This window comes from Halorussus ruber (assembly GCF_004765785.1).
GTDB lineage: Archaea > Halobacteriota > Halobacteria > Halobacteriales > Haladaptataceae > Halorussus > Halorussus ruber.
On record NZ_SBIT01000001.1, the window covers coordinates 432,332 to 456,006 of the forward strand.

23 protein-coding genes and 1 tRNA gene are annotated in these 23,675 nt (G+C 64.0%); 13 read left to right on the forward strand and 11 right to left on the reverse strand.

Annotated elements, in window-relative coordinates; genetic code table 11:
* Window positions 1-242: 242 nt before the first annotated feature.
* From sucC to EPL01_RS06725, 3 genes are all read left to right on the forward strand, one after another.
* On the forward strand, window positions 243-1,388 hold the full coding sequence (gene sucC, locus EPL01_RS06715) for an ADP-forming succinate--CoA ligase subunit beta (RefSeq protein WP_135824477.1): 1,146 nt from the start codon (window positions 243-245) through the stop codon (window positions 1,386-1,388).
* The gene (gene sucD / locus EPL01_RS06720; RefSeq protein WP_135824478.1) at window positions 1,385-2,254 is read left to right on the forward strand and encodes a succinate--CoA ligase subunit alpha; all 870 of its coding nucleotides are present in this window, start codon (window positions 1,385-1,387) and stop codon (window positions 2,252-2,254) included. Before sucC ends, sucD begins: the two co-directional genes overlap by 4 nt.
* A gap of 99 nt (window positions 2,255-2,353) precedes the next feature.
* Entirely contained in the window at window positions 2,354-2,608 is a 255-nt protein-coding gene (locus tag EPL01_RS06725; protein WP_135824479.1) for a DUF7127 family protein, read from the forward strand.
* Window positions 2,609-2,631: 23 nt separating this feature from the next.
* Here EPL01_RS06725 and EPL01_RS06730 read toward each other — a convergent pair whose 3' ends face one another.
* The 4 genes from EPL01_RS06730 to EPL01_RS06745 all read right to left on the reverse strand — a co-directional run bounded on the left by EPL01_RS06730 (window position 2,632) and on the right by EPL01_RS06745 (window position 4,762).
* Window positions 2,632-3,204, reverse strand: a complete 573-nt coding sequence (locus EPL01_RS06730; RefSeq protein WP_135824480.1) for a mechanosensitive ion channel family protein — start codon at window positions 3,202-3,204, stop codon at window positions 2,632-2,634.
* 340 nt (window positions 3,205-3,544) lie between these two features.
* A complete protein-coding gene (locus tag EPL01_RS06735; protein WP_135824481.1) occupies window positions 3,545-3,871 on the reverse strand; it encodes a zinc ribbon domain-containing protein in 327 nt (108 codons plus the stop codon).
* A 113-nt stretch (window positions 3,872-3,984) separates the two neighbouring features.
* A complete protein-coding gene (locus EPL01_RS06740; RefSeq protein WP_135824482.1) occupies window positions 3,985-4,272 on the reverse strand; it encodes a DUF7344 domain-containing protein in 288 nt (95 codons plus the stop codon).
* Window positions 4,273-4,531: 259 nt separating this feature from the next.
* Complete coding sequence (locus tag EPL01_RS06745) at window positions 4,532-4,762, reverse strand: DUF7511 domain-containing protein (protein WP_135824483.1); 231 nt, start codon at window positions 4,760-4,762, stop codon at window positions 4,532-4,534.
* Between the two features lie 403 nt (window positions 4,763-5,165).
* Between EPL01_RS06745 and EPL01_RS06750 the strand changes: the two genes are divergently transcribed.
* The 5 genes from EPL01_RS06750 to EPL01_RS06770 all read left to right on the forward strand — a co-directional run bounded on the left by EPL01_RS06750 (window position 5,166) and on the right by EPL01_RS06770 (window position 10,186).
* The gene (locus EPL01_RS06750) at window positions 5,166-5,798 is read left to right on the forward strand and encodes a DUF7282 domain-containing protein (protein ID WP_135824484.1); all 633 of its coding nucleotides are present in this window, start codon (window positions 5,166-5,168) and stop codon (window positions 5,796-5,798) included.
* Between the two features lie 179 nt (window positions 5,799-5,977).
* Complete coding sequence (locus EPL01_RS06755) at window positions 5,978-7,171, forward strand: M24 family metallopeptidase (protein ID WP_135824485.1); 1,194 nt, start codon at window positions 5,978-5,980, stop codon at window positions 7,169-7,171.
* A gap of 388 nt (window positions 7,172-7,559) precedes the next feature.
* Complete coding sequence (locus EPL01_RS06760; RefSeq protein WP_135824486.1) at window positions 7,560-8,012, forward strand: hypothetical protein; 453 nt, start codon at window positions 7,560-7,562, stop codon at window positions 8,010-8,012.
* A complete protein-coding gene (locus tag EPL01_RS06765; RefSeq protein WP_135824487.1) occupies window positions 8,013-9,743 on the forward strand; it encodes an ATP-binding cassette domain-containing protein in 1,731 nt (576 codons plus the stop codon).
* Complete coding sequence (locus EPL01_RS06770) at window positions 9,743-10,186, forward strand: hypothetical protein (protein ID WP_135824488.1); 444 nt, start codon at window positions 9,743-9,745, stop codon at window positions 10,184-10,186. The genes EPL01_RS06765 and EPL01_RS06770 overlap by 1 nt, the downstream gene beginning before the upstream one ends.
* A 344-nt stretch (window positions 10,187-10,530) precedes the next feature.
* On the opposite strand, the gene EPL01_RS06775 is transcribed toward EPL01_RS06770, so the two are convergent.
* A tRNA-Val gene (locus EPL01_RS06775) sits at window positions 10,531-10,605 on the reverse strand.
* Between the two features lie 111 nt (window positions 10,606-10,716).
* Window positions 10,717-10,950, reverse strand: coding sequence for a DUF7553 family protein (locus tag EPL01_RS06780; RefSeq protein ID WP_135824489.1), 234 nt, complete (start codon window positions 10,948-10,950; stop codon window positions 10,717-10,719).
* 494 nt (window positions 10,951-11,444) lie between these two features.
* On the opposite strand from EPL01_RS06780, the gene EPL01_RS06785 reads away from it, so the two are divergent.
* Together EPL01_RS06785 and EPL01_RS06790 are read left to right on the forward strand one after the other, a co-directional pair.
* Window positions 11,445-12,434, forward strand: coding sequence for an MBL fold metallo-hydrolase (locus tag EPL01_RS06785; RefSeq protein ID WP_135824490.1), 990 nt, complete (start codon window positions 11,445-11,447; stop codon window positions 12,432-12,434).
* A complete protein-coding gene (locus EPL01_RS06790) occupies window positions 12,431-14,167 on the forward strand; it encodes an adenine deaminase C-terminal domain-containing protein (RefSeq protein WP_135824491.1) in 1,737 nt (578 codons plus the stop codon). The genes EPL01_RS06785 and EPL01_RS06790 overlap by 4 nt, the downstream gene beginning before the upstream one ends.
* Window positions 14,168-14,189: 22 nt before the next feature.
* Here EPL01_RS06790 and EPL01_RS21995 read toward each other — a convergent pair whose 3' ends face one another.
* A complete protein-coding gene (locus EPL01_RS21995; protein ID WP_210424085.1) occupies window positions 14,190-14,444 on the reverse strand; it encodes a hypothetical protein in 255 nt (84 codons plus the stop codon).
* A 120-nt stretch (window positions 14,445-14,564) separates the two neighbouring features.
* On the opposite strand from EPL01_RS21995, the gene EPL01_RS22690 reads away from it, so the two are divergent.
* Entirely contained in the window at window positions 14,565-15,164 is a 600-nt protein-coding gene (locus EPL01_RS22690) for a hypothetical protein (RefSeq protein ID WP_210424086.1), read from the forward strand.
* Window positions 15,165-15,182: 18 nt separating this feature from the next.
* Here the strand turns inward: EPL01_RS22690 and EPL01_RS06805 are convergent, their stop codons facing one another.
* Window positions 15,183-16,784, reverse strand: coding sequence for a vWA domain-containing protein (locus EPL01_RS06805; RefSeq protein ID WP_135824492.1), 1,602 nt, complete (start codon window positions 16,782-16,784; stop codon window positions 15,183-15,185).
* A gap of 123 nt (window positions 16,785-16,907) precedes the next feature.
* Window positions 16,908-17,207 (reverse strand): hypothetical protein, encoded by a 300-nt coding sequence (locus tag EPL01_RS06810; protein ID WP_135824493.1) that lies wholly within the window; start codon window positions 17,205-17,207, stop codon window positions 16,908-16,910.
* Window positions 17,208-17,353: 146 nt separating this feature from the next.
* Between EPL01_RS06810 and EPL01_RS06815 the strand changes: the two genes are divergently transcribed.
* Window positions 17,354-18,037, forward strand: coding sequence for a DNA methyltransferase (locus tag EPL01_RS06815; protein ID WP_135824494.1), 684 nt, complete (start codon window positions 17,354-17,356; stop codon window positions 18,035-18,037).
* A 9-nt stretch (window positions 18,038-18,046) separates the two neighbouring features.
* On the opposite strand, the gene EPL01_RS06820 is transcribed toward EPL01_RS06815, so the two are convergent.
* Window positions 18,047-19,417, reverse strand: coding sequence for an NAD(P)/FAD-dependent oxidoreductase (locus EPL01_RS06820; RefSeq protein ID WP_135824495.1), 1,371 nt, complete (start codon window positions 19,415-19,417; stop codon window positions 18,047-18,049).
* Between the two features lie 795 nt (window positions 19,418-20,212).
* Between EPL01_RS06820 and EPL01_RS06825 the strand changes: the two genes are divergently transcribed.
* Window positions 20,213-22,294 carry a serine hydrolase domain-containing protein gene (locus EPL01_RS06825; RefSeq protein ID WP_135824496.1) on the forward strand — a complete coding sequence of 694 codons (2,082 nt, stop codon included), beginning with the start codon at window positions 20,213-20,215 and terminating at the stop codon, window positions 22,292-22,294.
* Between the two features lie 19 nt (window positions 22,295-22,313).
* Here the strand turns inward: EPL01_RS06825 and EPL01_RS06830 are convergent, their stop codons facing one another.
* Window positions 22,314-23,669, reverse strand: coding sequence for an MFS transporter (locus EPL01_RS06830; protein WP_135824497.1), 1,356 nt, complete (start codon window positions 23,667-23,669; stop codon window positions 22,314-22,316).
* Window positions 23,670-23,675 lie beyond the last annotated feature (6 nt).

The following is a 23,675-nucleotide window of genomic DNA, read 5'->3' on the forward strand; positions in this document are numbered from 1 at the left end:
GCGGTGCTACAACACCGCATGCCAAGAAGTTCTGTTGTACGCTCGTAGCAGTACCGTGTACTGCCTACGATACATCCCATACTTCTTCCGCCGCCCATTTAAAATTGTCGATTACACCTATCCTCCCACCGCCTACTGACCCCGGACCGTATGCTACTGTACCCCACAGAAAAAACGCCTCGAATCCCGACGATTCCGATACGCCTAACTCGCGGGCGGGAAAAGTTGCGTGCGAGTCGAAAATGAGATTACACGAGTATCAGGCGAAGAGCGTCTTCGCCGACGCAGGGATTCCGACGCCGGACGCGACGCTGGCGTCGTCGGTCGAGGAGGTAGTCGAGGCCGCCGAGGAGATCGGCTACCCCGTCGCCGTCAAGGCACAGGTACACGTCGGGGGCCGCGGAAAGGCTGGCGGCATCAAACTCGCCGAGAGTCGAGACGAGGCCGAGGAGGCGGCCGAGTCCATCATCGGCATGGACCTCAAGGGCTACCACGTCGACCGCGTGCTGGTCGAGGAGGCCGTCGACTTCAAGAACGAACTCTACGTCGGCGTGACGATGGACCGCGGCGAGGGCAAGCCCGTGGCCATGGTCTCGACCAAGGGCGGCGTCAACATCGAGGAGGTCGCCGAGGAAGACCCCGACGCTATCGCTCGGGAGCACATCGACCCCGCCTTCGGGATGCACCCCTATCAGGCCCGCAAGGCCGTCTACGACGCTGGCGTCCCGCGGGAACTGGCCCGCGACGTGGCGAGCGTCCTCCAGACGATGTATCAGCTCTGGGACGACCGCGACGCCAGCGAGGTCGAAATCAACCCGCTGATGGTCACCGAGGACGACGAAATCATCGCGGCCGACGCCGTGATGAACATCGACGACGACGCGCTGTTCCGCCAGCAGGAACTCGCCGAGATGGAAGAGGAGACCTTCGAGGACGACCTCGAACGCAAGGCTGGCGAGTACGGCTTCGACTACGTTCGCCTCTCGGGCAACGTCGGCATCATCGGCAACGGTGCCGGACTGGTCATGACGACGCTCGACCTCGTGGACTACTACGGCGGCGAACCCGCCAACTTCCTCGACATCGGCGGCGGCGCGAAGGCCGAGCGCGTGGCGAACGCGCTGGACATGGTGTTCTCCGACGAGAACGTCGACGCGGTCGTCTTCAACATCTTCGGCGGCATCACTCGCGGTGACGAGGTCGCCAAGGGCATCAACAACGCGCTCGAACAGTTCGACGAGATTCCCAAGCCCGTGGTCGTCCGCCTCGCCGGTACCAACGCCGAGGAGGGCCGCGAGATTCTGAACGACGAACTCGTCACGGTCGAGGAGACCCTCGAAGACGCGGTTCAGCGCACGGTCGAATACTCCGAGGAGGAAGCACAATGAGCGTTCTAGTCGATTCGGACACCAGAGTCGTCGTACAGGGCATCACCGGCGGGGAAGGCAAGTTCCACGCCGAGCAGATGATGGACTACGGCACCAACGTCGTCGCTGGCGCGGTGCCGGGCAAGGGCGGCCAAGAGGTCAACGGCGTGCCCGTCTACGACACGGTCCACGAAGCGGCCCGCGAGGAGGACGCCGACGCCTCGGTCGTCTTCGTCCCGCCCGCGTTCGCCGGAGACGCCGTCTTCGAGGCGCTCGACGCGCCGCTGGACCTCGTGGTCGCCATCACGGAGGGCATCCCCACCCAGGACATGGCGAAGGTCAACAAGCGCCTGAGCGAGGTCGACACTCGCCTCATCGGTCCGAACTGTCCGGGCATCATCACCCCCGGCGAGGCCAAACTCGGCATCCTGCCGGGCAACATCTTCGAGTCCGGCGACGTGGGGCTGGTCTCCCGGTCGGGTACCCTGACCTACCAAGTCGTGGACAACCTCACGAGCCGAGGAATCGGTCAGACCACCGCCATCGGTATCGGCGGCGACCCCATCATCGGCACGGACTTCATCGACGCGCTGGAACTGTTCGAGGCCGACCCCGACACGAAGGCGGTCGTCATGTGCGGCGAAATCGGCGGCGAGGACGAGGAGGAGGCCGCCCGCTACATCGCCGAGAACATGGACACCCCGGTCGCTGGCTTCATCGCCGGTCGGACCGCCCCGCCGGGCAAGCGCATGGGCCACGCTGGAGCTATCGTCTCGGGGAGCGGTACCGGCACCGCCGAGAGCAAAATCAACGCGCTGAACGACGCTGGCGTCCCTGTCGGCGACACGCCGAACGAAGTCGCTGACCACATCGAAGACTTCCTGTAGTCTCTCTTTCTCCCGTTTTCTCTCGTCTCTACGCCTTTCTCTCGAAGCGTAATCCGCCGGGGGCACAGCACTTACCCGTGACAGGCCCGTAGCAAAGGTGTGAAGACTCCCCAACCACTTCGGTCGGCCGCCGACGAAGAGGACGACCTGACCATCGCCCGCCGGGAGTACGACGACGAGAGCGTCGTCACCGTGGACTTCGGCCGAGGCGTCGAGGCGAAACTCGACATCCTCGGCGACACGGCCATCGTCGTCGCTGGCGACCGGCAGTTCGAGTTCGCGGTCCCCGACGAGGCGACCGAGTTCACGACCAACGAGGGCATGCTCGTCATCAGAGAGAAGCGCACCGAGTGAGCGCCTGCGGAGGGTTCTGCGGTCTATTCTGGCGACTCTGACGTTGCTGTCGAGTCCGCCGCCGCGGTCTTTTTGATCCACTTCTCCTCGACAGAGCCGTTGCCGAGGACCACCACGTCGCCGCTTTCGACCTCCAGTCGCGTCTTTCGGAGGCCGATGTCCAGCACGACGCCCGACACGTCGGCGGTCTCGACCCTGTCGCCGGGGTTGAAGTCCGGGTCTTTCAGGAGGTAGACCCCGGCCACCGTGTCGGCTATCACGTCCGAGAGGGCGTAACTGACACCCAGCGCGACGAACCCGGTCGCGGTGCCCAGACTCGCCGCGATGTCGCCCATGCCGAGGAGTTTCAGGAAGGTGAGCGCGGCCCCGAACCAGAGGAACACCGCCGCGACGGTGGCGAACAGGTCGGCGACGAGTTCGTTGTCGGCGTAGACGCGCCCGAGAATCGACCGGACGACCCCGAGCGTGAGTCGGATGGCGACGTAGGCGACGACCAGAAAGACCAGCGCGGTGAGGAGGCGCGGAATCGCGTCCACGAAAGTCGCCCGGAGGTCGGCGAGGACCTCGGCGAGCGGACCGTCCGCTGACACCTGCATGCCGACGTACTACTCGGGCGAGCGACAAGAGGTTTCGGCAGGGGAGAGTCGGAGTCGCGGGGTCGAACGGCGAGGATTGAGTTTCGAAAGTCCTCGCGCGGTTCGCGGTCGCCGGAAGACAAACTGCGTCTTCCGAGGTCACCCTCGCTCCGCTCGCGTGACCGCGCCCCGCGCTCGCTCTTTCAGTCCACCAGGAAATCGCCTGTGTCACCGAGCGAAGCAGGTGGTTGGCACGCTGTTCTCAACCACAGTTCCAAAAGAGATGGAGGACAACTAGACCTATGTCTGAGAAATATACAATTTCTTAGGAAATAGAAAAGTTCCCTAAACCCGCAGAAACCTACCCCTTCAGTTCGCCGAGGCAGTTCTGGCAGTAGCGCGCGCCGGTCATGTTCGACGCGCCGCAAGTCGAGCAGACGTAGGAGTCGGCGGTGGGGACCGAGTCGCCCGCCGCGGGCGACCCGCGGCCGTCGGCCCGAATCGGTCCCTTGTCGAGGGCTTCGGCGGCGGCGCTCGACACGTCTCGTGGTGCCTCGTCGCTCTCGGCGAGTCGCATCAGGAGGGCGTCGTCGCGGAGTTTCTCCAGTCCGCGCATCAGTCCCAGAAACAGCAAGGTCGGCGAAGCGATGACGAAGCAGGCGACCAGTAGTCGGAGGGCGAGGTTCATGTGCGAGAGCCTCGGCCGATACTTATTAATTGTTCCGATTATTTGAAGCCATGCCGGTTGCTACCGAACCGACTGACAGTTGGAGAGAGTAAGCCAAGCGGATTCGGCTGGATTTACGCTTCGTCAGTATCTGCCGCCGACTCCGAGCGAGCGAGGAGTCGGCGGTCGATTCGTGACCGGGCCGTCGGCGAGAGGTCCGCGAGTCGTACTCGCTGGCTCGCCCGGTCGTACTTCAGCAGGCCAGCCTCGGCCATGACCGCCAGGTGGTGGCGGTCCAGCGAGACGAGGAGGCGCTCGGCGCTCTCGGCGGTGGACCGCGCCACCTCGTCGGCGAGTTCGTCGAGCGCCACCGACTCGCGTTCGCACAGGAGCGCCAGCGCCGCGCGCCGACACCAAACCATAGAGATATTTATATATCCCGGTACGCTCGGGTGAGAGTGCGAACATCCCACACAGTAGGCGAGTGTCGAGTCACGTCTGACCGGCGGCGACGCTCGAGCACGAAATAGAGTCGGGAAAAGAAATCCGGACGCAGTCGCCGAGCGACGGCGGCGAGGCGTCCTCGGGCAGGCGTCGGAGTGGATGACAGTCCGCGGTCGGCAAATCCGGATGTCGGCGGGTCCGGATGTCGGCGGGTCCGGATGTCGGCGAGTCCGGGCGTCAGCGCATCGCGTCGGGGTCCACGAATCCGTCGTCGTCGGCCGTAATCCACGCGGACATGCGCTCTACGCCAGAGGCCTCGGCGGGATAGATCGTTCGTCGGTCGGGGCGGTCGTCGTAGTTGACGACGACCGAGTCCAACTCGATGGAGGGCCGGTCGGCGCGCGGTTCGGTCCGGCAATCGGCGTCTGCGTCGGTCCGTGTGTCGAGGGTGTCGGGGTCCGTACTCATGTTGCTCCGGCCGCATACGTGACTGCGGCCTGACTCGGTTAAGTATTTTCTATGACGTATATATATACGTTAGGGCCAATCAGGAGGCGAAATTAGATGTGACGGTGGGGGTTCCGAGCACGAATTCGAGCTGGAACGTGCCGAGAGAACACGCCACGTTCGTGTTGCCACCCCATCACATCCGCTTCCGTAAGGTAGTTTTCAGTCCCGTGTCAACGACGTATCGCGTTCCGGAGATGTCTCGACCGCGGGCGTTTTGCGCCTGTCGGAGAGTCTCACGAGATACATCTCTGGGGCAGGGAAACTAACGATGACAGGTACGACGCGAACGGTCCTCGTTGCGGCACTACTGGCGCTTGCAGTCTTCACGGGAGCAGCCCTCGCAAGCCCCGCAACCACGGCTATGACGGACGCACAGGCGAACGAAACGACGACGAATACGACGACCACCACGACGACTACGGCGAACACCACGACCACCGCCACGACGAACGAGACGGCACCGAACGAGACGGCGTCGGTGTCGGCTCCCGACCAGCAGTTCGACGGCGAGTCCCTCGACGTCGAGTCGGCGACCCTCCCCGACGGCGGCTTCGTCGTCGTCTACAACCAGAGCGGCGCGGTTCTGGGCCACACCGACTACCTCGACGCGGGCGACCACGAGAACCTCTCGGTCTCGCTGAGTCCGACGCTCGAAGACCCGCAGGTGCTGGTCCTCGGCGTCTACCGCAACAACGGTAGCGAGACGTTCAACGCCTCGGAAGACAGCGTCTCGTACGAGACGGCCAACGGCAAGGAAGTCTCGGACGTGAGCTACGTCTACTTCCAGAAGCGCGGCGAGGAGACGACCGCCGAGGAGTCCTCGGAGAGCGAGCGCTCCACCGCGACTGCGACCGAGACCGACGAACCGACTACCTCCGAGTCCGGTGACGACACCGAGACCACCGAGTCCTCCGGCGACACCCCCGGCTTCACGCCGATTACGGCAGTCGTCGCACTCGTCGCGGCCGCACTGGTCGGCTGGCGACGGAGCTGACTCCTCGGGTCCGAGCGACGGACTCCGACGGTTTTCGGCTAACCGATTTTTGAACGACTGATTTCCAAACGACTTCTTTTTCCAGTCTCGAACCGGCAGTTCTACTCGGCAAGTCGGCAGTCGCGGTGAAACCAACCTGACTCCCCAGACTTTTCCGAGTCCGGGGCGGGCGTACCGCCATGGACGCGCCGGACTCGCCGACGACCACTTACGACCGAATCGACGACGCGCTGGACGCCAACGACGCCGACGCGTTCGTCCACGTCGGCGATAGATTCGACGACTTGCTCCGCTATCTGACCCGATTCGGCGGACCTGACCGAGCCTACGCCTTCGTCTACGCGGACGGAGCGGCCCACCTCTGCGCACCCTCGCTCTTCGCAGAGCAAGCCGAGCACGAGTTCCCGGGAGCGACGGTTCACGCGGCGAGCGAGCAGCGCGCCTCCGACGCGGGAGAGCGGGCGCTGGAAGTCCTCGACGCGCAGGCCGACGACCGCGACGTAGCGACCGATAGCCTCCGAGTGCTGGTCCCGCCAGCCGTCTCCGTCGAGTCGTACCGAACGCTCGCGGATGGAGTCGGCGAGGTCGTCGCGGCGTCGGTCGATGCGGGCCGAGCGCGGAAGACCGACGCCGAGCGCGCCTGCCACGCCTTCGTCCAGCGAGCGGCCCAGCGGGGAATGGCCCGCGCCGAGGCGGTCCTCGCGGCGGCAGAAATCGACGGCGACGAGGTCCGCTGGCGCGGCGAGCGCCTCACGACCGAGCGACTCCGCCGCGAGGTCAACGCCGCGCTGTCGCGGTCCGGCGTGACCGACGCCGGAAACAGCGTCATTGGCGCTGGCCCGACCTGTGCCGACCTCCACTTCACCGGGAACGACGTGGTTCGCCCGGGTGAGACGGTCCTTCTGGACCTCTCACCGCGTGGTCCTCACGGCTACTACGCCGACCTCACGCGGACCTTCGTCGTCGGGGACGCGGGCGAGTGGGAGACGACGGCCTACGAGGCGGTGGCGAAGGCGCAGGACGCCGCGCTCGCGGTGCTGGAAGGCGGCGCGGGAACCCGCGCCGGAGTGGCCCACGACGCCGCGACCGACGCGCTGGAGGAGTACGGCTTCGAAGTCGGTGACGTGGATGCGGGGATGTATCACAGTCTCGGTCACGGTGTCGGGATGAGTTTGCACGAAAGTCCGTCGTTGGCGGGTGATGCGGCTCTGAAGGCCGGAAACGTGGTGACGGTCGAACCGGGCGTCTACGATTCTGCGGTTGGCGGTGTTCGGATTGAAGACCTCGTGGTGATTACCGAAGAAGGGTACGAGAATCTGACCGACTATCCGCGGGAGATGGTTCCGGATTCCGACGGGAATGGACGGTTGTAGGCGAGTCTATCGAAGTCGTATTTTCGGCAGGAATGGGCCGGGGTGGATTCGAACCGCCGACCTGCCCACCAGGCCAAGCGAATACGGCCCACAAAAGGCCGTAGGTTGTCGCCAAGCAGCTTGGTGAAGCCTGGCGGTATAGCTCGCTGTACCACCCTCCGGCATCGAAGGGCCGACGTCAGAATTGTCGCCTCACGTTCGTATCCTGGTGCGGGCTACTGCATTGAGCGGACTGCGTTCTGAACTCCCTCAACGCGGCAACCAACTGCTTACTACATTGGTTTTTTAGCGCAGTCTACTACAGCCAAGAATAAGTCGTCCGACATAGCAACCACAGAGTATGTCTCTAATCCGAATCATTACACAAGCTGGCCCTGGAGGAACCGTAGTGTCTGTTCTGGCCTACTCTATTGGAAAATACTGGTTTCCAAATATCACCAGAAACGAGTTAGTACTCGCAGCAGCAGTTTCCGGCTTCATATTCGCCCTCGTCTTGAAGTTGCTTAGTAAACAGGCAATCGGTTTCATTTCATTCCCGATAATTCTCCGTGCGAAACGGAGTATCGATGAGAAGAATGGTCAGGGGCACTTTTATTTCGACAATGAAGATAAGAAAGATGACTTCGACAAGTTCGACGGCCAAGTCTTCCAATACACTTGTCTATTCTATTCTGGATTGCTTGTTGCCGCAACATCTGTAATCCATGCTTTCCTGCTAACAGGCCGGCTGGCAACTCTCGGACTTCTCGCAGCTGCTTGTGTCTCTATTGTCGTACTATGTTGGTTACCAATTATAAAAATCAAAAAGACTATTCTAATGACTACAGTCATGTTTGATTAGATGAAGGTAAATAAGATTCATTCCCGGGAATTTGCGAAAGACGAGTACGGCGGATTCGAACATACGAACATTGAGGGGGAGAATTTGCTCATTCAGGGCGGCAACCGCACTGGGAAGACTCTTACATTCAACGCGGTTCTGTACAACCTTCTCGGCGCTCAAGAAACGATTGATCTATCCACTGGCCGGAACAACAACGTGAGCCTTGAATTCACCGACGGAGCCGAATTCCGGCGGGGTAAGCTGGGTGCACGATTTCGGAAGGACGATATTGAAAAAAGTGAAGATGAAGCACAAGAAGAGCTCGCAGACTGGCTGGCAAACGATTTGTCCTCAGAGGTCTCAAGCACGGATATAATTAAAAACCACTTTGTCCATACCCATATCGAACGAATGCCGCTATCGCGGCTCTCGGAAGACGCTCGGCTAAATCACGTTCGGTCGGCAGTTAATCAAGACACTCAAGAGAGTATTGAGGAGACTGAGGAAGAAATCTCTCAACTAGAGGAACGAATCACAGAGATCAAGGCGAGTCTACGCCGGAAGAAGGAGGATAAGCGTGAGCGTGAGAACAACCTTCGGAGCAACGAAAACCAACTAGAAAAGTACCAAAAAGTAAAATCTCTTGCCGAGTCTGGTAAACTCGAAGACATCATCAAGACAATAGAATCTGACGAGGAGCTTCAAGAAACGCTCTCCGAATTATCGAAGAGGCAGGACTTCCTCCAGCGCAAGCAGAGAAGTAGGCAGAAGGATAAGAGACAGTGGGAACGATACCGAGAGTCAGAGAGGAACGAGATTATTGCTGAAGCGGTCAACGACTTCGTCTGCCCAGCCTGTAGCGGCCACGTTGATACGGAATTAGCGAAGAACCGCATAGGGTCTCGATGCCCATTCTGTGCTGTTGACGGTCGTAGCGACGACATAAAGGCAGATGTCGACGAGAAGATTAGTCACTCCGAAGAAGAGCTAGAAGAAATCGAGGGAGAACTGGAGGAAATCGCATCGGAGTTAGAAGAAGTCGACAAAGAAATTGCTAAAATTCACGAGGAGCGACCCGAGCTGGGTGACATCGACGGCAGGATTGAACGAGTCATCCGGAATAACGGATACGACTTATCCAGTATCCTCGAAGAAACCGAAAAGCAGCTAGAACGCTATCAGTCGAGCATCGATGAGGCCGAGGAAGAGATCGCAGAGCGGGAAACCGAGATTGAGGAACTGGAAGACGAATTGAATTCCTCACAAGAACGTCTGGAGGAGGCTAAAGACGAGGTGGCAGAAATGCGGGATGAGAGCATTAACGCCGAGATTAATGAGTTCTCCGAAGAGTGGCAGGAGGTTTTCGAGGAGATAGCTGGCGAAATTGGACTAGAGATTCAGATAACGCAAGATGGTGACATCGAGATTCCTGGATCTGAAGGGCCCCGAAAGTACGACCGTGCAGGCGACCTGAGCGATGCGGAGATCACCTTCATGAACATCTCGTTTGCAGTTGCATACAATCGCTTCGTCCGAGAGGCGGAAGCAACGGAATGGTCGACAATCGTCTGCGACGAGCCATTCTCGAACCTCGACGCGGAAGGTCGGGAGAACCTTCTTGAGTTCATCCAGTCATCTGACTTGCAGTTCATCTGCACCTCCTCTAACGAAGAGATGCTGGAGGAGTTCCCGAAGACTGGGCAACTGACTCGGCAGCGGATTCAAGCCTCTCTCGGGAGGTACACATAATGAAAGACGAAGAGGGGAAGAACCACCCCCACCTCCTCATGCTTGATGGATTCGATGGCGAGGTCGACGGGGAACTGAAGTACCAGAAAATCCTCTACAAATATCGGGTGAACGCACTCGAAGAGGAAGACTGGGGTTTTACGAGAGAACGTTGGGGCCCAACCGACCCGGGTTTCACTGAAATCATGCAGTCACTGGAGGACCTAAACCTCGCGGAAATAGACGAGAACGACCGGATACACATCTTTCGACTCACAAACGCGGGGGAAGAAGTGGCAGATGGCCTCAAACGAGGTCTCAGTAAGTTGGACCCAGGATTTAGTTCCCGGGTTCAGACAATTATGGGTATTGCTGAAACCGACAAGGACCGCTCCGGGTCGGAGATCGTTGAAGACGAAGTTGTGCAGGATGCGAAAGAGGAGACAGAGCAGTCACAGGTGTAGGCGAATACGGACGTACACTTACTTATCGGACGTTTCACGCCGAGATGGCGTGACGAAAATTGTGACTCTCAGCCGGAAATTTCGCAGACTGAGTTACCTCATACGCGCATGTGTGTACTTCGGTAATGTTCTAACAGGTGGGGAACTTCATAGAGTCGATGGTTCGTTCCCCCTCGACTTCGATATGGGAAACACTCTAGGTGGCAGACCCACTACTCCAAGGTGAAGCCGACCACGCCGGGTGGATTGGACAGTATCAACCGCTGACTTGGTGAGTTGGAAACGAGGTAGAACTCCACCGTATCCACGTCTGGTGGTTAACTACTCGCCACGAACAGAGTGAATGGGTCGGGGCGGATTCGAACCGCCGACCTGCTCCGTGTGAAGGAGCTGTCATAACCGGACTAGACTACCGACCCGCGCATTCCATGCTTTCCCCTTCCGGGACTTAAGACTTACTTTACGCTCGGAAAATCGGCCGTCGTCCGAGACTTTTCCCGAGGAGTCCCCTCGAAACGGTCTCGAACACCTCACACCCGGCGGCGGGCCTTTCGCACGGCGCGTCGAGCGCGGTCCACGGCCTCGTCCTCGGTCGCTTTCAGTTCGGCGAGCCACTTCTCGCGGCGGGTCGTGACCTCTTTCTCGCGGCCGGTGGCCGTCCGGAGGCGGCGCTCGACCGGGGTTAACTCCTCGCGCAGGCCGCGGGTGAGGTGCTTGCCAGCGCGGCGGGCGTAGTACCAGGCGTCCTCGAAATGTTTGTTCATATCTCGCACACCATTGTGTTCTTACGGGAAGGACAGATATAGCTTTTACCCTCGTTCGGACCGCGCCGAAGTCCCTGTTCCGCGCGCGAGTCGGCGGTTTCGGGACTCGATTCGCCTCACAGAACACCTCTACATTTGCTAAGAACAATTATTTATTTGTTTAGAAATTGTTTTTATTTCTTTCTGGTGGTGGTTCACTCGACGGAGCCAACCCGTGACCGCCACCGCGCCCCGTGCCTCCTCGCCCGCCTTGCGCTCACTTCGTTCGCGCAGGACGGCCGCGACCCGATGACTAGCACACCGGTCGCGTCCGGTAGATGGTCACGCCGACCGCACCCCGTCGATTTCCACAACGACCGCGTCCCGCGAACCGGGAAAATCCACGACGCTCGGTTGCTCGGCGAGGACCGCGAATCCCCGTCGTCGGCACCAATTCCGTCAAACTCCCGTGCCGTGTCAAAAACTGTTTATCGGCAGGAGGCTACAGTCCGGGTATGTTCACGCGGCTCTCGATACCGACGCCGTTCCAGGTCGGCCCAGTCAACGCCTACCTCGCCGGGCGGACGCTGGTCGACCCCGGACCGGGAAGCGAGGAGGCGTGGGCGGCCCTGCTCGACGGCCTCGAAGCCCGCGGGCTGGGACCGACCGACGTGGAACAAGTGCTTGTGACCCACCCGCATCCGGACCACTTCGGACTGGCGAGCCGACTCCGCGAGGAGGGGGCGCGAGTCGTCGCCAGTCCGACCACCGCGGAGGTCATCGCCGACTTCGGCGCGCGACTCGACTACGAGCAGTCGTACTTCGTGGACATGTTCGAGCGCCACGGGATGGCCCGCGAGACTGCCGAGACCGTCACCGACCTGCCCGAGGTCTTCCTCAAGGTCGCGCCCGGCGTCGAGACTGACCGCCGACTCGAAGACGGCGAGACCGTCGAGGTCGCGGACACCGGCGTCACCGCCGAGGCCGTCCAAGGTCACGCACCCGGCGAGACCATCTTCACCTTCGAGACCGACGCCGAGTTGCGGGCCATCGTCGGCGACCACGTGCTGGCCGACATCACGCCCAATCCCCTGCTCCAGCCGCCCGTTCCCGAGGAGAGCGCGTCCGGCGCGGGAGCCAGCGCCCCGATACACGGCGAGCGCCCGCGGGTCCTCCCGGCGTTCAACCGCTCGCTGGCGACCCTCCGCGACCGGGAGTTCGACCGGTTCCTGCCGGGCCACCGCGAGGAGATTCCGAACCCGACCGAGCGCATCGACCAGATTCTCGACGCCCACGAGGAGCGCACCGAGAACGTCAAGGAAATCGTCGCGGACGGCCCGACCACCGCGGTCGAGGTCATGGAAGAGCTGTTCAACGACCTGCCCGCGACCGAGTACTTCTCGGGCATGAGCGAGGCGGTCGGCCACCTCGACGTGCTGGACGAGCGCGGCGAGGTAGACGCCCGCGAGCAGGGTGGCGTGGTCGTCTGGGAGGTGGCGGCGTGAACGACCTCCAGTCGGTCGCGCTCGGCGACGAGACGGCCGACCTCGTCATCACGGGCGGTCGGGTCTGCCTGCCCGAGAAGGGCGAGTTCCAGTCCCGGGACGTGGTCGTGGTGGACGACCGAGTCGCCGCGCTCCCCGAGGACGCCGACCCCGTCGTCGGCGAGGAGACGCAGGTCATCACCGCGAGCAACCGGGTCGTCGCGCCGGGGTTCGTGGACGCCCACACCCACCTCGACCTCCACCAGACGTTCGAGAACGCGTACCACTACGTCGTGGAGGGCGGCACCACGACCGTCGTCTCGGAGGTCACGGGCTACGGCCCGGCCTTCGGCGCGGAGGGCGTCGAGCAGTTCCTCGCCGCCACCTCCTACCTCCCGGTCCGGGTCCGAGCAGTCGTCCCGCCCCAACCCCTGCTCGACACCTTCGAACCCCCGCGAGACGAGGGCGAGGACGCCGAGGCGCTCGTGGACCTCCTCTCGGACGACCGCGTGGTCGGGGTCGGCGAGACCGACTGGATTCACGCGGTCGGCCGGGACACCCCCGCGGAGCGCCTCTACGAGCGCGCCGACGCCGAGGACAAGACCGTCTCGGGCCACGCCGCGGGCTGTTCGGGCGAGAAGCTCTCTGCGTTCGCCACCATCATCGACGACGACCACGAGGCCATCTCCGGCGAGGACGTCATCGAGCGCGTCGAGAACGGCATCCACGCCATCGGGCGCTACGGCTCGATTCGTGACGATATGGAAGCCATCGGCGAGGCCTACCCCCACGTCCCGACCGCGGAACTCTCGCTGTCGACCGACGGGATGTGGCCCCGCGAACTCATCGGCGAGGGCTACATGGACGTGGTGGTCCGCCGGGCCATCGAGGAGGGCGTCGAACCCGCGGACGCCATCCGGATGGCGACCCTGAACCCGGCCCGCCACTTCGGACTGGCCGAGGAGGGAGTCGGGTCCCTGTCGCCCGGAAGCGTCGCGGACATCGTCCTCATCGACGACCTCGACACGGTGAACGTCACCACGGTCGTCTCCGGCGGCGAGGTCGTCTACAACAAGGGCGAGTCGAAGGTCGCGCCCCGGACCCACGAGTACCCCGACCGCTTCTACGACTCGGTGAACGTCTCGACCGACCCCGAACAGTTCCGGGTCCCGGCCGACGCCGCGAACGACGACGGCGAGATTCGGGCGGTCGAGTACCGCGGCGGCCTCCTCTCGGGCGAAACCGTCGTCTCTCCTCCCGAGGAGGACGGCGAACTCGTCGCCGACCCCGAGGAGGACCTCCTGAAGGCGACCCTGCTGGACAGGCATCCCAAAGGCGATGGAACCGGATTCACCGGGTTCGTCACCGGCCTCGGCCTCGACTCGGGCGCGGTCGCAACCAGCGTGGTCTGGGAGACCACCGGCGTCCTCGCAGTCGGCACCAACGACGAGGACGTGCGGACCGCGGTCTCACACGTCGAGGAGATGGGCGGCGGCTGGGCCGTGGTCGAGTCCGGCGAGGTCGTGGCGGAACTCCCGACGAGAGTCGCGGGCGTCTGCTCGGACCTCGAAGTCGAGGAGACCGCGAAGCTCTACGACGCCGTCGAATCCGCGCTCCGGCGACTCGGTGCCGAGGGCGACCGGCCCATGCTCGCGGTCCAGACGATGACCTTCCCCGGCGTCCCGCAACTCAAGTTCTCCTTCTCGGGCTACGCCGACATCATGCACCGTGAAATCGTCGGGCTGAAGCCCTGAAAACCGGGGGTCTGCTCGGTCATCACTCTTCGAGCATCTCTTCTTCGGCCCCCGCGTCGCCGCCTCCGCCCTCCGGTGTCTGTGTCTGGGCCGTACTCGCTTGTTCGGAGTGCTGTCCCTCGGGATGCTCTCGGATGGTCCGAATCTGCTCGTAGGGGAAGAAGTTCCGGCCTGCCTCGCGGTCCAGCCAGACCCCGGTGTCGTAGAACTCCAACTTGTGGCCCTTGACCGGGGAAGTGACTTCTCGCTTGCCGCCTTGCTCGCCGTGTCGTTGCACCAGGTATACGGAGTAGACACTCTCGGACATCGCACCGGGAGTACGACGGACCCGGCGAAAAGTGTGTGGGTAACTACCACCCTAACGATTAATCAGGTCGCCGTGGTACCGCGAGTCGGTATGAGAACGACTGGCGCGGCGCTGGTGCTGGCCGTCCTCCTCGCGGTCGCTCCGCTCGCCGCGAGTCAAGAGACCGCGACGACGCGACAATCGGACCTCGACCTCCGCGAGGCCAACGTCGTGGGCGTCGAGTTCGAGCGAGGAGACGGCGACGACAGGAGCTTCGACGTCTCGGTGACGCTCTACCACGACGACGACGGCGAACCGGGCTACGCCGACCGCTGGCAGGTCGAGACCCTGAACGGGACCGAACTCGGCAGGCGGGAACTGCTCCACGCCCACGGCACCCGCCCGTTCACTCGCTCCGAGCGCATCTCGGTCCCCGAACCCGTCTCGCTGGTCGTCGTTCGCGGCCACGACCAGACCCACGGTCTCGGCGGGCAGGCGATGGTCGTGGACCTCCGGACGGGCGCGACCGAGGCCGTCGAGCAGGGACCGGACGCGCGGAACTTCAGCGAGTGTACCGCGGTCCGGCGCGCGGTGAGCAGCGAGACGACGACTGCGAGCGCGACGACGACAACCGCGACTGCCGGACTCTCGTCCGAGACCGACCTCGTGGACTGTCCGTGGGAAAAAGCGGCGAATCGGACGACCGCGTGACTGCCGAACCGACGCCGACTATTCGCAGATCTGCTGAGCGATGGCGTCGAACGCGTCGTTTATCTCCTCGACGGTTTCGGCCTCCACGAAGTTATCACTCACCGGGTCGGACGCCATCTGGCGTAGCTGAGACCGGTCGGTCAACTGTGGGATTCCGATAGTCATCACTCGAACGCCCGCCGATTTCGCATCACGTGTCACCTGTACCGGATTCGGACCGGGGGTGTTGTGTTGTCCATCCGCGAGAACGACCATGACCTTCTTCGAGTTCTGCCGACCGTTCGTCCTGAGTTCGTTCAGCGCGCGAGCGACACCGCCGCCTAAATTCGTGTCCCCACGAGCGTCGAGGTTTCGCGCGAGGGACCGGACACGTCCGAAGTTTCCGGTCAACCCCGAGTCCAAACTCACGCCGCTTGCAAAGGAGACGAGTCCGACCCGGTCGTTTCGAGCCAGCAGACCGACGAGATTTATCGCACCGGTCTTGGCCTGGTTGAATTTCCCAGTCTGTTCGGTCATCGAACCCGACCGGTCCAGAACCAGCATCACGTCGTTCCGAACAGGGTCGCAGTCCGGCCGGTCGCCTCCCCCGCAGGGCACCTCCGAGGGGTTCTTGTCCGTGAAGAGGTCGCGGGCGCTGACGGGCCGCCCGTCGAACCGGACGTTGTACTTGTCCATCCACTGCTCCGGAACCGAGAAAGCCCGGAGGTCGCCCGTGAAAGCGTAGCAGTTCCACTCGCCTCGGTTGAACCCGTTTACGCTACAGTGGTCGATGTCGTCCTCCGCATCGACCGTCACCACGTCCGAGTCGATGTTCGCCATCTCCGTCGCGTCGAGTTTCTCGATGTTCCCGCCGACCGCGAACTGATAGGGATACAGCCGGTCGTTGGGCGCGTTGATACAGAGTTCGTGTTCGACTCGACCGCCGCCGTCCTGACCGCCGCGGTCGTCGTCCTGCTGTCCGCCGCCCTGCTGTCCGCCGCCTCCGCCTCGGCTACCGGGCCGGACCTCGCTCCCGTTGTGGAACACGGTCGCCGGTCCGGCGAGTCGAAACTCGGAGACGTCCCCCGCGTACCGAAACTCGTCGGTGCCGCGTTTCGGCCCGACGTGACCGTATCCGCGGCCTCCTCGCACCTGGTCGCCGCTGTCCACCTGATTCAGCGAGTCCGTCACGCCGAACTCGTACACCGCGATGCCACCGCCGTCGCTCTCGATTCGAATCGTATTCGTGCCCTGTGCAGCCGGGAAATCGGCCCCGCTGACCGACCCCGAGGGGTGGGCGACGCCGCTCGTATTCAACCGATTGCCGTTTCGGTACACCGTCGCAGGCCCGGCGAGGACGAATCCGGTCAGTCGACCCGAATAGCTGAACGTGTCCGTCCCTCGCTTCGGTCCGACGTGTCCGTAGACTCGGTTGCCGCGAACGTGGTCGCCCGAGTCCTCTTGACGGACTGACCCGCTGACGGTGAACTCGTACGCCGCGTGACCGCCCCCGTCTGACTCGACCCGAAGCGTGTCCGATTGAGCGCGCACGGCCGACGCCGACTGCGCGGCAAACGCTGCGAACCCCGCTGTTCCGAGGCCCTCCCTGAGGAATCGCCGTCTCGAAAACTCCCCCGACATGTTAACCCAATCCACTTTCTGTTATTTAGTACATTCTGTATTTTTGACGACAGTACCGCGCGATAGTACGAACTCGACGGTCGAGTTACAGCAGAACGTTCCGCTCGAAAGACGACTCCGAGGTTACCGCGACCGGATGCGCGAGAGTCGGCCCCCAGACGCTTGCTCCTCGGCTTCGGCGGCCTCGCGCGCTCTCCGGTCTTTGAGTCGGTTGTAGGCGATGCCCGCGCCGACGACCAGCGCCATGATGGCGAGCGAGCGAAGTTTGGGCGCAATCGACGGTCGGTCGGTCCCGCCGCCGTCGGTCGTCGCGGCCCCGGACTTGCGCTTTCCCCCGAGCGAGAACGACCGCTCTTCGTCGCTTCCGGGGTTCGTGCTCCAACTGAACTCCGAGTCGTGGAAGTGGATTTCGAGAATTCCCATGCCCCGGAACTTCGCCGAGCGCGGACTTAGCGGTTGGGGCGGAGTGGGTGGGGTCGAGTGGTTGGGGCGGAGGAGGAGGAAGTGATAGGGGAGGCGGTCGGCTTCGACCGGCGAGATTTATCAGGTCCCCGCCAGAATCCCGCCTCATGCAGACCTTCCTGACGCTCGACTACGAGCAGGAAACCGCGATTCCGCCCGAGGAGGCCGACGTGCGAACCCCCGAGGCCTACGTCCGGCACTTCCTCGCCGAGTTCTCCGACGAGGGAGACGCCGTCTTCGACCCCTTCGCGGGGTTCGGCACCACCCTCGCCGTCGCCGAGGAGTTGGGCCGAGTGCCCTACGGCGTGGAGTACGAGGCCGACCGCGCCGAGTTCGTCCGCGAGCGCATCGACCACTCCGAGAACGTGGTCTGTGGAGACGCACTCGACGTAGACCTCGCCGACGAGTTCCCGGCGTTCGACTGCTGTCTCACCTCGCCGCCCTACATGGAGCGGTCGATGGGGGTCAACCCCTTCCGGAACTACGCCGACGACAGCGAGAGCGACTACGAGACGTATCTGGCGGACCTCGCGGACCTGTTCGAGCGACTGGCTCTCCTCGCAAATCCGGACGCCAGCCTGCTCCTCGACGTGTCGAACATGAAGCACGCCGGGGAGGTCACCCCGCTGGCGTGGGACGTGGCGGAAGTCGCTTCCGAATCTTTCCACTTCGAGGGCGAAGTCGTCGTCGGCTGGGAGGGCGACGAGCAGGACGAGCGAGACGGCGGGCGGTACGGCTACGGCTACGACCACAGCTACTGTCTGGTGTTCAACGCGAAGAAGGCCGACTGACTCGGCGGTTTAGACCGTGTACTCCGACTCCTCGAACTGGACGTACTTGCCGTTGCGGAACTTGCGCTTGGTCGTCTTGTACTTCGTGACGATCTTCGCGCCCGTCAGGCCGGAGGAGAGTTTGTACTTCAGTAGGCGGCCCTCGCCCTCGCCCGCCAGAATGTCGCTGGCGGCCGAGAACGCCTTGTCCCAGTCGCGCGGGCCGTAGTCGGCCACGATGTCCGCGAAGGTGACGTTCCGGACAATCTCCTCGCCGATGGCGTCCTTCCAGCGGTCGTTGTAGGGGTCCAGACGACCCTTCCCGGCGAGTTCTCCGGCGATTTTGCCGGTCCGGACCGCGACGTGATAGCCGCCCTCGTGGAAGGCCGAGGTGGTGCCCATCGCGCCGCCAGCGACGGCGATGTTCGCCGCGGTGGGCGAGTCGATGGGCCGCGTCGAGGAGATAGGATACGTCTCGGTGCCCTTGCTCTTGCCCCGATTTCGGACCAGCGGGAAGTCGGCGAGGTCGTACTCGTCGCCGAACTGGCGGTCGAGGAGGCGCTCGATGTACTCGGCGGGCCGGGGGATGGCGTCGTCGTCGGGTCGAAGAAGGTCGTACTCCTCGGGGTTGTCCACGTCTTCGAGGTTCATCCCGATGGGCATAGTGAGACCGACGCGGGCAGTCGTCCCGTCGTTCGGGAAAATCCACGGATACGCCGTCTCGCCGGGCATGATTCCCCACCAGAACTTGAGCGAGTTCGGTTCGAACAGCTCCTCGGGGAACTCCCGGTACTCCTGATACGCGATGTGGTTGGCCTCGTTGGGGGCCACGACCTCCGAGATGGGGCGGTCCTCGGGCGAGAACCGGTCGAGCGCCCGCATCGTGACCTGTCGCTGGGGGCCGTCGGCGAGGACGAGATAGTCGGCCTCGACGTCCTCGCCGTCCGACAGGTGGAGGGTGTGGCTCGGCGCGCCCGTCAGGTCGGTCGTCACGTCGGTCACGCCGACGCCGACGCGGTACGCCGCGCCGGCGCGCTCCGCTCGGTCTCGCATCCAGTCGTCCATCCGGGCGCGGTGGAAGGTGAAGCCGAACCCGTCGTAAGACGACTCGATGCCGGTGTCCTCCATGACGCAGGAGTTCTCCGGTCCGAGGAACTCGGTCCGGTCCAACTCTTGGAGGACGACGTGGTCGGGAATCTCCTCGAAGGGGATGCCCATGATGTCCACCCAGTAGTCGAGCATCCCTGCGGCGTCGGTCGAATCGGGTCCTAACTCCTCGCGGTCGGCGCGCGGAACTCCCTTCTCGACGAGGAGCGCGTCTGCTCCCTCCTCGGCGGCGGCCCGCGCGGCGGCAGTCCCGGCGGGACCGCCGCCGACGATAGCAACGTCGACTCGCTTCATACCCCTACGGTTCTTCGCAGGATATTAAATGCTTGACCTTCCGATTTCGTGATGAGACCTCCGGAGATTTTGGTCGGCGAATCGTGAAGGAAATTTAATTGTTTTCCTAATATGTGTATTTGATTGTTTAGGAAATGTCTGGGTATGTCTCGCAGTCGAACTCCCGGCAGATGGTTCTCGGACCACGTTTCAACTCGGAGGAAGGATGGTTCGATGTGACGCCGAGCGACAACGGAGGCCGTGGTGGTGTCTTCTGAAGCCCCGCCAGCTCTATCTCGGCGTGATTCGAACGCGAACAGTAGAGTTGGAGTGATGATGTCTTCTTGAAGCCCCCGCCCGCTCGCGGTCGCTGGCCGACATATCCGCTCCTCTCCGCACCGGAAGACAACCCGCGTCTTCCGAGCCTCGCCTCACTCCGTTCGGTGAGACACCGCCCGTCGCGGATAGGGGCCGCCCAGCGACCAAGCCCTTCGGGCGCTGGGAGACGAACCGCGTCTCCCAAGGTCACGTTCGCACCGGAAGACAATCCGCGTCTTCCGAGCCGTCACCTCACTTCGTTCGGTGAGACTCCGCTCACGTGACCGCGACCGGGCGGCCCCTTCAGCCCCCCGTCGGTTGTTTCACCGAGCGCATCCCGGCGGTTGGTCGGCCGGGCGCGTCCTGTCGGAAGGTCCACCGAGCGCGACCGCCTCAGACCGGACGCGCCGCGTCGGTCTCCGACGCGGCGCGTCCGTCTGCCATCTGACACCATCTTCCTCCCGAAACCTAAGTGGAGTCCCGTCGTATCGGAGTTTCATGCGTCAGAGAACCCGTTTACTGACAATTACGTTCGTCTTTCTCCTCGTCGCCGCGCAGGCCGCGCCCGCGCTGGCGGTCGCCGCGCTGGACGGCCAGAACGCCCAAGCGCAGGAGACCGACGCGCAGGAGCGCGGAGTCGATTCCCGCGAGGAGGTCGAGGCCTTCGTTGACACCGCGATGGCCGAGGACCTGAACGAACACCGCGTCTCGGGCGCGACCGTCTCGGTCGTCAAGGACGGCGAACTCCTCTTCGCGGAGGGGTACGGCTACGCAGACCGACGGAACCGGACCCCGGTCGCGGCGAACCGGACCATGTTCCGCATCGGGTCGGTCTCGAAGCTCTTCGCGTGGACCGCGGCGATGCAACAGGTCGAGCGCGGCCGCATCGACCCCAACGCCAGCGTGAACCGGTATCTCGACGACGTTCACGTCCCCGAGAGGTACGGCGAACCCGTCACGGTCGAACACCTCGCCACCCACACCGCCGGGTTCGAAGAGCAGTTGACCGGCGTCGGCGTCCGCTCGCCCGAGGACGTGCGACCGCTCGGCGAGACCCTTCAGGAGGTGCCCGCTCGGGTCCGACCGCCGGGCGAGGTCACCTCCTACTCGAACTACGGCGCGGCGCTCGCGGGCCACATCGCCGCCAAGCAGGCTGGTACGCCCTTCAATCGCTACGCCGAGCGCGAACTCTTCGCGCCCCTCGGCATGACCCGCAGTACCTTCCGCCAGCCGGTTCCCGCCGACGTTCCCGGCCGCCTGTCGGAGGGCTACACCTACCAGAACGGGCGCTACGTCCGCGGCGAGTTCGAGACCATCGGCATCCCGCCCGCGGGGTCGATGAGCGCCACCTCGACCGATATGGCGAACTTCATGATAGCGCACTTGCAGGGCGGGCAGTTCGAGGACTCCCGAATCCTCTCCGAGTCGGCCACCCGGCGGATGCACCGCCAGCACTTCGCCAACCATCCCGCGCTCAACGGGATGGGCTTCGGCTTCTACGAGCAGAGCAAGAACGGCGTGCGCGTCGTCGGCCACGGCGGCGACACCCGACTGTTCCACTCGGGGCTGTGGCTGATGCCCGAGCGGGACCTCGGCGTGTTCGTCTCCTACAACTCGGTCGGCGGCGTGCAGGCCCGAGAGGAGTTCTACGACTCGTTCATGGACCGCTTCTTCCCGACCGAGGAGCGGCCCGTGACCGGCCCGGTCGCCCCGACCGTCGCCGACGGCGGCCAAGCGGAAGGGAGCGAGGCGAGCGCGAACGGCGGGGCCGAAATCGCCGACCCGGAACTCTCGGCGTTCACCGGGGCCTTCCGCACGACGCGAATCTCCTCCACCGACTTCACGAAGGTCGCCGCGCTCAACGGCGACTTCCGGGTCCGACCGGCCGAGAGCGCCGAGGGAGTCCTCGTGACCTCCCGGCCCGGGCAGGGCACCCAGCGCTGGATTCGGACCGGCCCGACCGTCTTCGAGGAGGTCGGCGGCGACGGCCGGATGGCCTTCCGCGTCGAGGACGGCCGGGCGAGCTACGTCTTCTTCGACGCCGCCGCGCCCCAGAGCTTCGAGCGCATCGGGTGGTGGGAGACCACTCAGATGCAAGCCGGACTGTTCGCCGCGGCGCTCCTGATTTTCGCCTCCGCGATTCTGGGGTGGCCCGCCGCGGCCCTCTGGCGTCGCTTCCGCGGCTGGCGACGCCGGAGGCGAGGGCGTGGAGGCAGGGGGAGGAGTCCCGTGAGCGCGGACGGCGATGACCGACTGGCCGCGAGCGACCGTCCCCGCGCGGCCCGCTGGCTGGCCGGGTTCACCGCACTACTCGGTATCGGCTTCGTCGTCGGATTCCTCGCGGTCCTCCTCACGGACCCTTTCAGCATCCTCGTTCTCCCGCCGAGCCTGCAAGCCCTGCTCTTCGTCCCGCCGGTCTTCGCGCTCGCCACGCTCGGCGTCGTCGCCGCCGCGGTCCTCGCGTGGACCGACCGCTACTGGGGTCCGGTTGGTCGTGTCCACTACTCGCTGGTCGCGGCGGCGCTCGTCGCCTTCCTCTGGCAACTCGCCTACTGGAACATGCTGACCGCGTGGCTCTGAGTCGGGCGGGGCGCGTTTCTCAGTCGTCGGCCGCAGTCGCCCGCGAGGGCCCGCTGTTGCTCTCGACCAGTCGAATCCCGACCAGTCCCGCCGCCGCGAACGCCAGCACGCTCCCGCCGAGGAAGGCCGTCTCGTAGCTCGCAACCGTGGCTACTGCGCCGAAAATCGGCGGCCCCAGCACGCCGCCGACCCCCTTCGCGGTCGAGCGCAGGCCCATCAGTTCCGACTCGCGCTCGGCCGGAGCCACGTCGCCGATGAACGCAATCGCGCCGGTCGTCATCGCCGAGAAGGCGGCCGCGATAATCACGAAGCCGATTCCCGCAATCGCCATCCGCGCGAGGAGGGCGTCGGGCGCGGTCGCCAGTCCCGCCACGACGGCGTAGAGGCCGCTCCCGGCCATCCCGACCGTGACGAGGGGTTTCCGGCCCACCGAGTCGGCGAGTCGGCCGAACAGGACCATGAAGACGGCCTGCCCCGCCGGGTTGATTGCCAGTAGCGCGCCCATCACGAACTCCGAGACGCCGACATGCTCGACGAGGTAGGGAGCCATCAGGCTCATCACGCCCAGCACGGTCATGTTCCGGAGCGCCAGCGCGACGTAAAGCCACCCGAGACCGTTGGTCGTGAGGTGGTCGCGCTCGCCCGCCGCGGGGAAGAGTCGCTCTTTGACCTCGGTCCGAATCTCGCTCAGCGAGGGTTCCCTGTCGGGGTTCGGAGTGGGGTCGGCGACGAACGCGACCGCGAGCGTCGAGACCAGACTCACGCCCGCGATGACCAGATACAGTTCTTGGGGCGCGAGCAGACCCAGAAGCGCGCCGACGGTCAACTGCCCGCCAGCGAATCCGACCGCGCGAGTGCTGTTGAAGAAGCCGACCGACTTGCCCCGGCCCGTCTCGCCGCCGTGGACGCTCACGATGGTCAACATCACCGGGGCGAAGCCCGAGGCGAAGACGGCGTAGAGGCCGCGCGTGCCGATGGGTCCCCAGACGCCCTCGGTGACCGTCAGGGGCAGGACCGCGAGGGTCGCCAGCGCGCCCGAGACCACCATCACGGCTCTGCGCCGCCCGGTCACGTCGGCGAGCGCGCCCCAGACCGGCGAGAACACCATCATCCCGAGGAAGTAGGCCGTCAACACCATGCTGACCGCGAAGGCCGACCCCTGCCTGCCGACGTACACCGCCAGCGCGGTGCCCATCAGGATGCCGCTGGCGAATCTGGTCGCGGCCCCCACGCCGATGAGCAGTCGCTGTCGCCGGTCGGTCGTCACGCCCGAGGCTTGCTCGCGGGCGGGTAAACCCCCTCCGGAACCCGGAGGGAATTGCCGACGTTCGCGCTCGTTCGCGCGCAAAGTACTATATGAATGTCGCAGTCGCATGCGACT